Annotated in this window: 7 protein-coding genes; 2 read left to right on the top strand and 5 right to left on the bottom strand. The window is 61.5% G+C overall.

Going from position 1 to position 13,526, the window contains the following annotated elements; all coding sequences use genetic code 11:
* Nucleotides 1-216: 216 nt before the first annotated feature.
* The 5 genes from ilvC to LJ738_RS07475 all read right to left on the bottom strand — a co-directional run bounded on the left by ilvC (nucleotide 217) and on the right by LJ738_RS07475 (nucleotide 6,583).
* The gene (gene ilvC, locus LJ738_RS07495; protein ID WP_227785695.1) at nucleotides 217-1,284 is read right to left on the bottom strand and encodes a ketol-acid reductoisomerase; all 1,068 of its coding nucleotides are present in this window, start codon (nucleotides 1,282-1,284) and stop codon (nucleotides 217-219) included.
* Nucleotides 1,285-1,392: 108 nt separating this feature from the next.
* The gene (gene ilvN / locus LJ738_RS07490) at nucleotides 1,393-1,983 is read right to left on the bottom strand and encodes an acetolactate synthase small subunit (protein ID WP_227785694.1); all 591 of its coding nucleotides are present in this window, start codon (nucleotides 1,981-1,983) and stop codon (nucleotides 1,393-1,395) included.
* A 46-nt stretch (nucleotides 1,984-2,029) separates the two neighbouring features.
* On the bottom strand, nucleotides 2,030-3,766 hold the full coding sequence (gene ilvB, locus LJ738_RS07485) for a biosynthetic-type acetolactate synthase large subunit (protein ID WP_227785693.1): 1,737 nt from the start codon (nucleotides 3,764-3,766) through the stop codon (nucleotides 2,030-2,032).
* Nucleotides 3,767-3,876: 110 nt separating this feature from the next.
* Nucleotides 3,877-5,550, bottom strand: a complete 1,674-nt coding sequence (gene ilvD, locus LJ738_RS07480; protein ID WP_227785692.1) for a dihydroxy-acid dehydratase — start codon at nucleotides 5,548-5,550, stop codon at nucleotides 3,877-3,879.
* Nucleotides 5,551-5,689: 139 nt separating this feature from the next.
* On the bottom strand, nucleotides 5,690-6,583 hold the full coding sequence (locus LJ738_RS07475; protein WP_227785691.1) for a branched-chain amino acid transaminase: 894 nt from the start codon (nucleotides 6,581-6,583) through the stop codon (nucleotides 5,690-5,692).
* Between the two features lie 409 nt (nucleotides 6,584-6,992).
* Here LJ738_RS07475 and LJ738_RS07470 point away from each other — a divergent pair, with 409 nt between their 5' ends.
* On the top strand, nucleotides 6,993-8,537 hold the full coding sequence (locus LJ738_RS07470; protein ID WP_227785690.1) for a hypothetical protein: 1,545 nt from the start codon (nucleotides 6,993-6,995) through the stop codon (nucleotides 8,535-8,537).
* A 275-nt stretch (nucleotides 8,538-8,812) separates the two neighbouring features.
* The gene (gene gltB / locus LJ738_RS07465) at nucleotides 8,813-13,336 is read left to right on the top strand and encodes a glutamate synthase large subunit (RefSeq protein WP_227785689.1); all 4,524 of its coding nucleotides are present in this window, start codon (nucleotides 8,813-8,815) and stop codon (nucleotides 13,334-13,336) included.
* The last annotated feature ends 190 nt before the right edge of the window (nucleotides 13,337-13,526 follow it).

Genomic DNA, 13,526 nt, shown 5'->3' with positions numbered 1-13,526 from the left:
ACGACCCGAGTGCTTTTTCGCCTGGTTCCAATTGGGAGCTACTTTAATCTGGTTAAAAACTGTTCACACACCCTAATCAGACCGTCATGCAGAGCGCAGCGAAGCATCTTTACCGCTTCGTTGAGCCGAAGGGATTACTCCCGAGGTAGAGATGCTTCGCTGCGCTCTGCATGACGGTTTTGTTACATTGTTCTGCTTCAATCAAGCAGCAGCAGTTTAGCCCAATTCCTCCACCTTTTCAGCGGCTTTTGAGCGTAGCTGGCGCACGGTGGCGCCGGTCTGCCACAGCTCGGAGTCGCCCACTTCTTTCAGCTCGGCTTCCAGCTCCGAGCGGTAGTTGGGCGTGCTGCCCCGCTCGATGGTGCGGCGGGCTTCCTCGCCGCTGGCCACGCTGTCGTAGAGCTCGTTGAGCACCGGCAGGGTGGCTTCGCGGAAGCGGCCTTTCCAGTCCAGGGCGCCGCGTTGGGCTGTTACGGAGCAGTTGGCAAACATCCAGTCCATGCCGTTTTCGCCCACCAGCGGCACCAAGCTCTGGGTGAGCTCTTCCACGGTTTCGTTGAAAGCTTCGGAGGGCGAGTGGCCGCGCTGGCGCAGCACCTGGTACTGGGCCTCGATGATGCCGGCCAGGGCACCCATCAGCACGCCGCGCTCGCCGGTGAGGTCGGAGTACACTTCCTTCTTAAAGTCGGTTTCGAACAGGTAGCCCGAGCCCACGCCGATGCCCATGGCTACGGCCTTTTCATAGGCATGCCCGGTAGCATCCTGGAACACGGCGAACGAGGAGTTGAGCCCGCCCCCGGCCAGAAACAGGCGCCGCAGGCTGGTGCCGCTGCCCTTGGGCGCCACCAGAATTACGTCCACGTCGGCGGGCGGGATGATGCCCGTCTGGTCGTTGAACGTAATGCCGAAGCCGTGCGAGAAGTACAGCGTTTTGCCCGGTGTGAGGCGCTCTTTCAGCATGGGCCACAGCGCAATCTGGCCGGCATCCGACAGCAGGTTGCACACGATGGTGCCGCGCTCGGCCGCTTCCTCCAGCGAAAACAGCGTTTCGCCCTCCACCCAACCATCTTTTATTGCCCGGGTCCAGGAGGCCGTGCCCTGGCGCTGCCCTACGATGACGTTGAAGCCGTTGTCGCGCATGTTCAGCGCTTGGCCGGGGCCCTGCACGCCATAGCCGATGACGGCAATGGTGTCGTCCTGCAGCACTTCCAGAGCTTTTGCCAAGGGGAATTCGTCGCGGGTGACTACGTTTTCATCGATGCCGCCAAAATTGATTTGTGCCATGGTTAGTGGGGGTTGGGTTTGGAATTAGTTTGTAGCGTGGACTCTGCGAGTCCGCGCGTGGATGGCTCGGGTTTCGTTCATGCGCGGACTCGCAGAGTCCACGCTACATCACATTGCGAACACGCCGTCGCGGTCGTTGAGGTATTCGTTTTCGATGACTTCGTCGCTGGGCTGGGTTTCTTCAAACTCGTTCAGTTTGAGATGGAAACCGTCGCTGGCCTTAATGATGGCGATGCGAGCGCTGCGCACGAATTCGATGAGGCCAAACGGCTCGAGCACCCGAATCAGGTTGTCGGTTTCCTGGCGGTGGCCGGTGGTTTCAAACACCGTGTAGTCCTTGCGGATAACCACGGCGCGGGCGCCGTTTTCGCGCAGCAGGCGCTCCACCAAGGCCCGCTCGGCGATGATGTCGGTGGGCACTTTGTAGAGGGCCATTTCCTGCCAAATCACCTCGTCGTTGGTGTTGTAGTACACTTTCAGCACTTCCACCTGCTTCTCAATATGCCGGCAGATTTTGCGCACCACTTCCTCAGTTTCGGTAATGACAATGTTGAAGCGGTGAATGCCCTCAATCTCCGACGGCGAGGTGTTCAGGCTCTCGATGTTGATTTTGCGGCGCGAAAAGATGATGGCAATGCGGTTGAGCAAGCCAATGTGATTTTCGGTGTAAGCCGTGATGTTGTACTCCTGGCGTTCCATGGGTGAGGTCTGATTAAGGCCGTTGGGCTGCGCTGGACACGGGCTCTTACTTGAGCCGGATTTCACTCACGCTGCAGCCCTGCGGCACCATGGGAAAGATGTTTTGCTCCTGGGCCACCATTACCTCCAGCATGTAGGAGCCGGGATGCGCCAGCATGGCCTGCAGCGCGGGCCCAAGCGCGGCGCGGTCCGTGACGCTTTGACCTTCGATGCGGTAGCCCCGCGCCACGGTCACGTAATCAGGGCTTTGTATGTCAACAAAGGAGTAGCGCCGGGCGCTGAACAGTTCCTGCCACTGCCGCACCATGCCCAGAAACTGGTTGTTGAGCACGATGATTTTCACGGCAATTCCGGTTTGCATAAGCGTGCCCAATTCCTGAATGGTCATCTGCACGCCGCCGTCGCCGATGATGGCCACCACCGTACGCGCCGGCTGCCCAAACTTGGCCCCGATGGCGGCCGGCAGCGCGAAGCCCATGGTGCCCAGCCCCCCGCTGGTGATGTGCCGGCGCGACTCGTTGAGCCGGGCGTAGCGGCAGGTCACCATCTGGTGCTGGCCCACGTCGGTCACCAAAATGGCCTCGCCCTGGGTTAGCTCGTTGAGCTGCTGCACGACCTCGCCCATGGTCAGCTCAGCCGACGTCGGAAACAGCGCTTCGCGGATTACCACGTCCACTTCCTCGGCCTGGAACTCGGCAAACCGCTGCCGCCAGGCCGGGTGCGTGCGCTCGGCCACTTGCCGCGTGAGCATGGGCAGGGTTTGCTTGCAGTCACCCCACACGGCCACGGTGGTAGCCACGTTTTTGTCGATTTCGCTGGGGTCGATGTCGAGGTGAATCACCTGAGCCTGCCGGGCGTACTTGTCGAGGCGGCCGGTCACCCGGTCGTCGAAGCGCATGCCGATGGCAATCAGCACGTCGCACTCGTTGGTGAGCACGTTGGGGCCGTAGTTGCCGTGCATGCCCAGCATGCCCACGTTCAGGGGGTGGTCGGCGGGCAGCACACCGGCCCCGAGGATGGTCCAGGCCGCGGGAATGCCGCTTTTCTCGATGAAGGCCTGAAACTCGCGTTCGGCGCCGCCCAGTACCACGCCCTGCCCCCAGAGCACCAGCGGCCGCTGGGCCTGGTTGATGAGGTCGGCCGCCTGGGTCACGGCCTGGGGCCGCACCACCGGCGCGGGCCGGTAGCTGCGTATGTGCGTGCAGGGCTCGTAGCCGGCAAAAGGAATCTTGTCGAGCTGCGCGTTTTTGGTGATGTCAATGAGTACCGGGCCGGGCCGGCCGCTGCGGGCAATGTAGAAGGCCTTGGCCAGGATGCTGGGGATTTCGCTGGCCTCGGTTATCTGGTAGTTCCACTTCGTGACCGGGGCCGTGATGTTGATGACGTCGGTTTCCTGAAAGGCATCGGAGCCCAGCAAGTGCGCAAACACCTGCCCCGTGATGCACACCAGCGGCGTGCTGTCAATCTGGGCATCGGCCAGGCCTGTAATCAGGTTGGTAGCGCCCGGGCCGCTGGTAGCAAACACCACCCCCACCTTGCCCGAGGCGCGGGCGTAGCCCTGCCCGGCGTGAATGCCACCCTGCTCATGCCGCACCAGCACGTGGTTCAGCTCCTCCTTGAAGTCGTACAGGGCGTCGTAAATGGGCAGAATGGCCCCGCCCGGATACCCAAAAATGGTATCCACGCCTTCGGCCAGTAGCCCGCGCAGCAGCACTTCGGCCCCGGAGATTTCGCGGGTTTCGGCCGTGGTGGCCTCCAGAACGGGTTGTGCTTGCGTGCTCATAGCGGGAAAAATTTTAGGTTGATGCAGTAGGGTGCGGGGCTTGTCCCCGCCCGTTATCCGTACTGCTTTAGCGATTCCGTTCAACGACGGGCGGGGGCAAGCCCCGCACCCTACTGGTCTGTAATACAGCCGGTGCTGGCGCTGCCCACGGTGCGGATGTACTTGCGCAGCACGCCGCGGGCGGCATTGGGCATGGGCGGGCGCCACTGATCGCGGCGGGCCTGCAGCACGGCCGCATCCACGTGCATGTCTATTGTGTTTTTGCTGGCGTCGAGCACTATCCAGTCGCCGTTTTCGACCAAGGCAATGGGGCCGCCGTCGTAGGCTTCGGGGCAGACGTGGCCGATAACGAAGCCGTGCGTGCCGCCCGAAAAGCGCCCATCGGTCAGCAGGGCCACTTTATCGCCAAGCCCTGCCCCCATTATGGCCGAGGTCGGCTTGAGCATTTCGGGCATGCCCGGGCCGCCTTTTGGGCCTACGTAGCGAATTACGACCACGTGTCCAGCCTTTACCAGGCCTTGAGCCAGGCCTTCATTTATCGCTTCCTCGGAGTCGAACACGATGGCCGGGCCGGCAAACTGCTCGCCCTCTTTGCCCGAAATCTTGGCAACCGCGCCATCCGGGGCCAGATTGCCGTAGAGAATCTGAATGTGGCCGTCTCCCTTGAGTGGATTTGAGCTGGGGCGCAGCAGGTCTTGCTCGGCGCCCAGTGGACGGATATCGGTGAGGTTTTCGGCCAGGGTCTGGCCGGTTACGGTGAGGGTGTCGCCGGTAATCAGGCCTTCGTTGAGCAAGGTTTTCAGCACGGCCGGCACGCCGCCCAGGACCGAGAGGTCTTCCATCAAATACTTGCCGCTGGGCTTCAAATCGGCCAGCACCGGCACCCGGTTGCTGATGGCCTGGAAGTCGGCCAGCGTGAGCTTCACCCCGGCGGCATCGGCAATGGCCATGAGGTGAATCACGGCATTGGTTGAGCCGCCGAGCACGGTGGTGACCACCATGGCATTCTCGAAAGCCTCACGCACCAGAATGTCGCGGGGCTTGATGTCGCGCTCCAGCAAAAGGCGCAGGTAGTGGCCGGTGTCGAGACACTCCTGCATTTTGGAAGCGCTAACCGCCGTAGACGAAGCCGAGAACGGTACCGACATGCCCAGCGTCTCGATGGCGGCGGCCATGGTGTTGGCCGTGTACATGCCGCCGCAGGCGCCGGGCCCGGGGCAGGCATTGTTGATAATGCCGCGGTAATCTTCCTGCGAAAGCTGGCCGCGCAGCTTCTGCCCGTAGGCTTCGAAGCACGATACAATATTGAGCTGTTGGCCTTTGAAGGTGCCGCCCTTGATGGTGCCGCCGTACACCATCAGGGCTGGGCGGTTGAGCCGGGCCATGGCAATGAGCGCGCCGGGCATGTTCTTGTCGCAGCCTACCACGCAGGCCAGGGCGTCGTAATTGTGGGCCCCGGCCATGGCCTCAATGGAATCGGCGATGATTTCGCGCGACACCAGGGAGTAGCGCATACCGGGCGTGCCGTTGGTGATGCCGTCGCTTACGCCGATGGTGTTGAAGCGCAGCCCCACCAGGCCCTGGGCCGCCAGGCCGCGCTTCACCTCGTTGGCCAGGCCGTCGAGATGCATGTTGCAGGTGTTGCCCTCAAAACCCGTGGAGCACACGCCCACAAACGGCTTGCGCAAGTCGTCCTCCGACAAGCCTGCTCCGATGAGCATGGCTTGCGAGGCCGGCAGGCTGTCGTCCTGGGTGTAGATGCGGCTGTATTTGTTGAGGACCATGAGTTAGAATTTCAGAAGGTCGCCTGACCGTCATGCCGAGCGCAGCGAAGCATCTTTACCGCTTCGTTGAGCTGATTGAATTAGTATTGAGGTAGAGATGCTTGGCTACGCTCGGCATGCCGACCTTTTATATTTTTAATCAGACGGCTACTGCCGCAGGCTCCTGCTGCCCCGTTACCAGCGCGCTGTAGCGGGCGGCTAGGCGCGCCCCCAGGGTTTGCTCAAAGGGCGTTGGAAACAGGAAGTCGTCGACGGAGGCTACACCCACTACCTCGGCAGCAGTACCGGTCATAAAGGCACCGGTTGCACCCTGCAGCTCAGCTGGTTTGAAGAACTTTTCGGTGACCGAAATCCCTTCTTCCCGGGCCAGGTCGATGATGGTGTTGCGGGTGATGCCGCGCAGGATACTGCCGCCCGGCGCGGTGAACAATTCGCCGTCTTTCTCGAAGAAGAAGTTGGCCCCCGGCCCCTCGGCCACGTAGCCGTTCATGTCCAGCAGCAGGGCTTCGTCGAAGCCGCGACCCTTGGCTTCGGAGCTGGCAATGATGGAGTTGGCGTAGTGGCCCGATACTTTGGCCTCGATGGGCACGGCCTTGGGGTTGGGCCGCTCGTAGGGCGACACCGTGAGGCGTAGGCTCTGGTTGCCGAGGTACTTGCCCCAGTGCCACACGGCCATCAGCAGGTTGCCGGTGGGGGGCGCGGTGAGCGTCATGTGCGGGGTGGCGGCGTAGGCCAGCGGCCGGATATAGGCGTCCGAGAGGTTGTTTTTGGCCAGTAGCTCGTAGCTGATTTCGGTGAGCTCCTCCACCGAGTAGCCCAGCGGCAGGCCGATGGACTGGCAGGAATAGTGCAGCCGCTCGTAGTGCTCGCGGGCTTTGAAAATGCGCGTACCGCCGGGCGTGCTGTAGGCCCGAATGCCCTCGAACACGGCATAGCCGTAGTGCAAGGATTGGGCATAGGCCCCGCAGGTGGCTTGCTCGGCGGGCATAAATTCCCCGTCGAGAAAGACGAGGGTGCTACTGTCGAAATACATGAACGGAGGATTGATTGCTAAGGAAAAAGCAGTAAAAAGCCTTTCTGAGCACGGAGCTGAGAAAGGCTAATTGCTGGCCGGCAAGAAGACGCTTTCAGCCCTGCGGCTGGCTAATAATGACTTGGAAGACGTTGGAATAAGAGCGGCACATAAGGCTTCGGGTATGGGGCTGGGCAAAACCAGGGAGATTGTTCTTGCTTAGCTTGCGCCGCGCTGGCAGCAAACCCGGGCGCTTGGCAGCGGGCAAAACCGGCCCTGCCACAACGCTTAGTATCTTGCTACTGAGCACAATTTTAGCGGGGCCCGGAGGGTGCAAAAAATATATTTTAAGACGGCCTACTATTTCTAACGCGGATTTCTACGTGCGCAACCAACTGATAAATAGCGCGCAACATAATTGCCTATTACAATGCCAAACGAAAGCCACGACCCGGTTTTTCAATTAGTGAAGTCGCTGACCCGCTCCGAAAAGCGCCACTTCCGGCTGTTTGCCAACCGGCAGGGCTCTACCGAGGGGCTGAAGTTTCTGCAGCTTTTCGACGCCCTGGACACCGCCACGCAGTACGACGACGAGCGGGTGCTGGCCCAGGTACCGGCCATCAAGAAGGTGCAGCTGGCCAACCTCAAGGCCAACCTCTACCGGCAGCTGCTGGCCAGCCTGCGCATGTACCACGCCGGCCAAAACCTCGACATTCAGCTGCGCGAGCAGCTCGACTACGCCCGCGTGCTCTACAACCGCGGCCTCTACCAGCAAAGCTTGCGCATGCTCGAGCGCGTGAAGGTGGCCGCCCAGCAAGTGGGCATGAGCCACATTGCCCTGCAGGCGCTCGATTTTGAGAAGCTCATTGAGGCCCAGTACATCACGCGCAGCCTCCGGGGCCGGGCCGAGGAGCTCTCCCACGAGGCCCTCACCCTGGTGGGGCACGTGAGCCAGCAGCACGTGCTTTCCAACCTGGCCCTACGCATGTATGGGTTCTACCTGCAGATTGGGCACGCCCGCAACAAGGCCGATTTTGAGCGCCTGAAGACCTTTTTCCAGAATGCGCTGGCCAACGTGGACATGCGCAACGCCGACTTTTTTGAGCGGCTGTACTACTACCAGGCCCACGTGTGGTACTACACCATCACGCAAAACTTCGTGGCCTGCTACCGCTACGCCCAGAAATGGGTCGACCTCTTTGAGGACAACCCCACCATCCGGGAGCAGCAAACCACGCTCTACCTCAAAGGCCTGCACAACCTGCTAGTCACCACCTACAACCTACTGCACTACAGCAAGTTCAATGAGGTACTGGCCCGGCTCGAGGCCTTTGCCGCCAACCCCGACCGGCGCTCGAACCCCAACATCGAAATGCTGCTGTTTTTGTACATCTACACCAACCGCATCAACGCCTCGTTTATGGAAGGGCGCTTCAGCGAAGGCCTCTCCATTGTGCCGCCGCTGCTGGCCAAGCTCGGCGAGTTTCAGCAGCAGCTCGACCCGCACCGCCTCATGGTGTTCTACTACAAAATTGCCAGCCTGTACTTCGGCAGCGGCGATTTCAACAAGGCCATCGAGTACCTGACCAAGATTATTCAGTTCAAAGACAGCGCCCTGCGCGAAGACATCCAGTGCTTTGCCCGCATTCTGAACCTGATAGCGCACTACGAGGCCGGCCGCGACGAAAGCCTCGACTACCAGATAAAATCCGTGTACCGCTTCCTGGGCAAGATGAACGACCAGCAGCAGATGCAGGTGGCCATCTTCAAGTTTTTGCGCACGCTGGGCGACATGAACCCGCAGGAGCTGAAAACCGCCTTTATCAACCTAAAAAACGAGCTAATGGCCATTGCCGCCAATCCTTTCGAGCGGCGGCCATTCATGTATCTGGATATTATCTCCTACCTCGAAAGCAAGATAGAGAACCGGCCGGTGCAGGAAATCATGCAGCGCAAGTTTCCGCAGCTGAAATAGGAAGTAAGCCGAACCACCGCCCAACGTAACGGCGTGGGGCCTCTCCTATTTGGGATTGTAGCCCGATAGCGCGCATATCATTAATTAACAGGCAGTTATTTAGCTAAATTTAGAACTGGAAATAGTATTCGTTGGGAAAATAAAATTTTGGCCGGTAAACGGGCAGCGGATATTGCTGAACGTCATCAACTGCGGCATTGAGCCAGAACCGGCAGGCATTGCCTGATGGACCAAGCTCGCAGGCTGATGTATTCTCCTCGATTTTATTTCTAGCGATGCAATCCACTGACAATGCCGACGGCCTGTACCGCCCCGAATTTGAGCATGATGCCTGTGGTACTGGATTTATCACCTACCTCAACGGCCGCAAAACGCACAGCATCATTGCCGATTCCCTCACCATGTTGGAAAACATGGAGCACCGCGGCGCCTGCGGCTGCGACTCGGACTCCGGCGACGGCGCCGGGCTGCTGCTGCAAGTGCCCCACTGGTTCTTTCTGGAAGAGTGCACGGCCCTGAACATCCGCCTGCCCGAGCCGGGCTGCTACGGCGTGGGCATGGTGTTTTTGCCCAAAGACGCCACCGCCCGCGCCGCCTGCCGGGCCGTCATTGAGGCCGGTGCGACGCGGCTGGGCATGCCCCTGCTGGGCTTCCGGCCCGTGCCCGTGAACCCGGCCGGCATTGGCCACACGGCCCTGGCGGCCGAGCCCGTAATGGAGCAGGTGTTTGTGGGCCGGCCGGCCGGCATCGCGCAGCCCGACGACTTTGAGCGCAAGCTGTACGTGCTGCGCCGGCTCATTGAGAAAACGGTGGGCGAAACGGTGGGCGCCGCGGCCGACGATTTCTACTTCACCTCCTTCTCCTGCAAGGTGGTGGTGTACAAAGGCCAGCTGACCACCTACCAGGTGCGCGGCTACTTCCCCGACCTGAGCGACGAGCGGGTGACTTCGGCCTTTGGCATGGTGCACTCGCGGTTTTCCACCAACACCTTCCCGAGCTGGAAACTGGCTCAACCCTTCCGGCTGCTGGCGCATAATGGCGAAATCAACACCCTGCGCGGCAACCTGAACTGGTTTTATGCCGGCCTGCGCAACTATGTGTCGCCGTATTTCTCCTCGGAGGAAATGGACATTCTGCTGCCCGTGATTGAGGCCAACCAGTCGGACTCGGCCTGCCTCGACAACATCGTGGAAATCCTGCTGCACTCGGGCCGCTCCCTGCCGCACGTGATGATGATGCTGGTGCCCGAAGCCTGGGACGGCAACACCCAGATGGACCCGCTCAAAAAGGCCTTCTACGAGTTCCACGCCACGTTTATGGAGCCTTGGGACGGCCCGGCCGCCCTGCTCTTTACTGATGGCAAGATGATAGGCGCCATGCTGGACCGCAACGGCCTGCGCCCCCTGCGCTACGTAGAAACCAGCGACGGCCGCGTGCTGGTGGCTTCCGAGGCGGGCGTGCTGCCCATAGCCCAAAGCACCGTGGTGCAAAAGGGCCGCCTGCAGCCCGGCAAAATGCTGCTGGTAGACACCGTAGCCGGCCGCATCATTGCCGACGATGAGCTGAAGGCCCAGGCCGCCGGCCAGCAGCCCTACGGCGCCTGGCTCAACGAGTACCAGATTCGGCTGGAAGAGCTGCCCGAGCCGCGCCAGGTCTTCACCGATTTGGCCGCCGATTCGGTGTTCAAGTACCACCAGGTGTTCGGTTACACCCGCGAAGACATCGACACCATCATTTCGCCCATGGCGCTCGATGGCAAGGAGCCCATCGGCTCCATGGGCGTAGACGTGCCGCTGGCCGTACTCTCGGACCAGCCGCAGCACCTGAGCAGCTACTTCAAGCAGTTTTTTGCGCAGGTAACCAACCCGCCCATCGACCCCATCCGCGAGCGGCTGGTGATGAGCCTGGCCACGTTCCTAGGCAACAACGGCAACATTCTCGACGAAGACAAGCACCACTGCCACTGCGTGGCGCTGCGCCAGCCCATCCTGAGCAACCACGAGCTGGAAAAGCTGCGCAGCATCGACACCGGCATGTTCAACGCCAAGACGCTGCAGGCCTACTTCAAGGCCGACGGCAAGCCCGGGGCGCTGCAAAACGGCCTGGCCCGGCTGTGCCGCTACGCCGAAGACGCCGTGAACGACGGCTTTGAAGTGCTGATACTGACCGACCGCGCCGTGGATTCCGAGCACGCGCCCATTCCGTCGCTGCTGGCCGTGTCGGCCGTGCACCACCACCTCATCAAGTTGGGCTACCGCGGCTCGGTGGGCCTGGTGGTGGAGGCCGGCGATGTGTGGGAAGTGCACCATTTTGCCTGCCTGCTGGCCTTTGGGGCCACGGCCATCAACCCGTACCTGGCGCTGTCTACGCTGCGCACCATGCGGGAGGCCGGCAAGTTTGACTCCGCGCACGACTACCCGAAGCTGGCCTACAAATACATCAAGGCGGTGTGCGACGGGCTGCTGAAGATTTTCTCCAAAATGGGCATCTCCACGCTGCAGTCGTACCACGGCGCGCAGGTGTTCGAGATTCTAGGGCTGAACCAGGACGTGGTGGACGCGTATTTCTGCGGCGCCGTAACCCGCATCGGCGGGCTTGGGCTGGATGAAATAGCCCGCGAAACGCTCTACAAGCACTTCCAGGGCTTCAAAAGCACCACGCCCGAAGAGCAAAGCCTGCTGCCCGAAGGCGGCGTGTACGAGTGGCGCCGCCGCGGTGAGGCACACACCTTCAACCCCGAAACGGTGCACCTGCTCCAGCTGGCCACGCGCACCAACAACTACGCCACCTACCAGCGCTACGCCCGCCTGATAAACGAGCAGCCCGAGCGCATGTTTACCCTGCGCGGCCTGCTCGATTTTGCCCACCACCGCGAGGCCATTGCCCTCGAAGAAGTGGAGCCGGCCGAAGGCATCATGAAGCGGTTTGCCACCGGAGCTATGTCATTTGGCTCCATTTCGCACGAGGCGCACAGCACCCTGGCCATTGCCATGAACCGCATCGGCGGCAAGAGCAACACCGGCGAGGGCGGCGAAGACCCCCTGCGCTTCGAGCGCATGGCCAACGGCGACTCCATGCGCTCGGCCATCAAGCAGGTGGCATCGGCGCGCTTCGGCGTCACGGCCCACTACCTCACCAATGCCGACGAGCTGCAAATCAAGATGGCTCAGGGCGCCAAGCCCGGCGAAGGCGGCCAGCTCCCCGGCCATAAGGTAGACGAGTGGATTGCGAAAGTGCGCCACGCCACGCCCGGCGTGGGGCTGATTTCGCCCCCGCCCCACCACGACATCTACTCCATCGAGGACCTCGCCCAGCTGATTTTCGACCTGAAAAACGCCAACCGCGCCGCCCGCATCAACGTGAAGCTGGTGAGCAAGGCGGGCGTGGGCACCATTGCGGCCGGCGTGGCCAAGGCTCACGCCGACGTCATCCTCATTGCCGGCTACGACGGCGGCACCGGCGCCTCGCCCATCAGCTCCATCAAGCACGCGGGCCTGCCCTGGGAGCTTGGGCTGGCCGAAGCCCACCAGACCCTGGTGCGCAACCAGCTACGCAGCCGCGTGGTGCTGCAAGCCGATGGCCAGCTCAAAACCGGCCGCGACCTGGCCGTGGCCGCCCTGCTGGGCGCCGAAGAATGGGGCGTGGCCACGGCCGCGCTGGTGGCCGGTGGCTGCATCATGATGCGCAAGTGCCACCTCAACACCTGCCCCGTGGGCGTGGCCACCCAAGACCCGGAGCTGCGCAAGCTCTTCACAGGCCAGCCCGAGCACATCGTCAACCTGTTCCGCTTCCTGGCCGAGGAGCTGCGCGAAATCATGGCCGAGCTGGGCTTCCGCACCATCAATGAGATGGTGGGCCGCCCCGAGTTCCTGAAGGTGCGCGAAAACCTCACGCACTGGAAAGCCCGCCACCTCGACCTTTCGGGCATTCTGCACCCGGCCGCCAATATCTCCGGCGGCACCCTCTACCACAGCGAAGACCAAGACCACGGCCTCGCCAATATCCTGGACTGGCAGTTGCTCGAGCACGCCCAACCGGCCCTGAACGAGCGAATTCCCGTCTTCGCCTCCTTCGACGTGCACAACACCGACCGGACCATTGGCACGCTGCTTTCCAATGAGATAGCCAAGCGCTACCACGCCGCCGGCCTGCCCGAGAACACCATCAACTTCAGCTTCAAAGGCTCGGCCGGCCAGAGCTTTGGCGCGTTCAGCGTGAAAGGCCTGTCGTTTTCCCTGGAAGGCGAGGCCAACGACTACGTGGGCAAAGGCCTGAGCGGGGCGCAGCTGGCCATTTTCCCCTCGGTCGAGGCGCGGTTTGTGCCGGAGCAAAACATCATCATTGGCAACGTGGCGCTGTACGGGGCCACTTCCGGCGAGCTGTTTGTGCGCGGGCAGGCCGGCGAGCGGTTTGCGGTGCGCAACTCCGGCGCCACCGCCGTGGTGGAAGGCGTGGGCGACCACGGCTGCGAATACATGACGGCCGGCCGCGCCCTCATCCTGGGCCGCACGGGCCGCAACTTCGCCGCGGGCATGAGCGGCGGCATTGCCTGGGTGTACGACCCCGACGGCGCCCTGCCCCAAAACTGCAACCCCGAAATGGTGGAGCTCGACCCGCTTGAATCCGAAGACGAAATCCAGATTCAGGCGCTGCTGCGCAAGCACGTGCAACTCACCGGCAGCCAGGTTGCCACGTTCCTGCTGGCCAATTGGGCGGAAGAGGCCGGGCGGTTTGTGAAGGTATTTCCCAGTGAATACAAAAAGGTGCTGCAAAAAGCGCAGTACGCCACCGCTGGCTAATTACAAGCGAGACAACTGGTTAAAAACAGGATGTCATGCTGAGCTTGTCGAAGCATCTCTACCTCAGAAGTAATCTCAATCGGCTCAACTAAGCGGTAGAGATGCTTCGACAAGCTCAGCATGACCGTCTTAACCAGCTCATAATGCGCGTTTCACCATCAGCATGACCGGCTAGAAAATCAGACTTAAT

Source organism: Hymenobacter plasmatis (assembly GCF_020711255.1).
GTDB lineage: Bacteria > Bacteroidota > Bacteroidia > Cytophagales > Hymenobacteraceae > Hymenobacter.
Note: the sequence above shows the minus strand (reverse complement) of the source record. Positions and strands in the feature narration are given on the sequence as shown.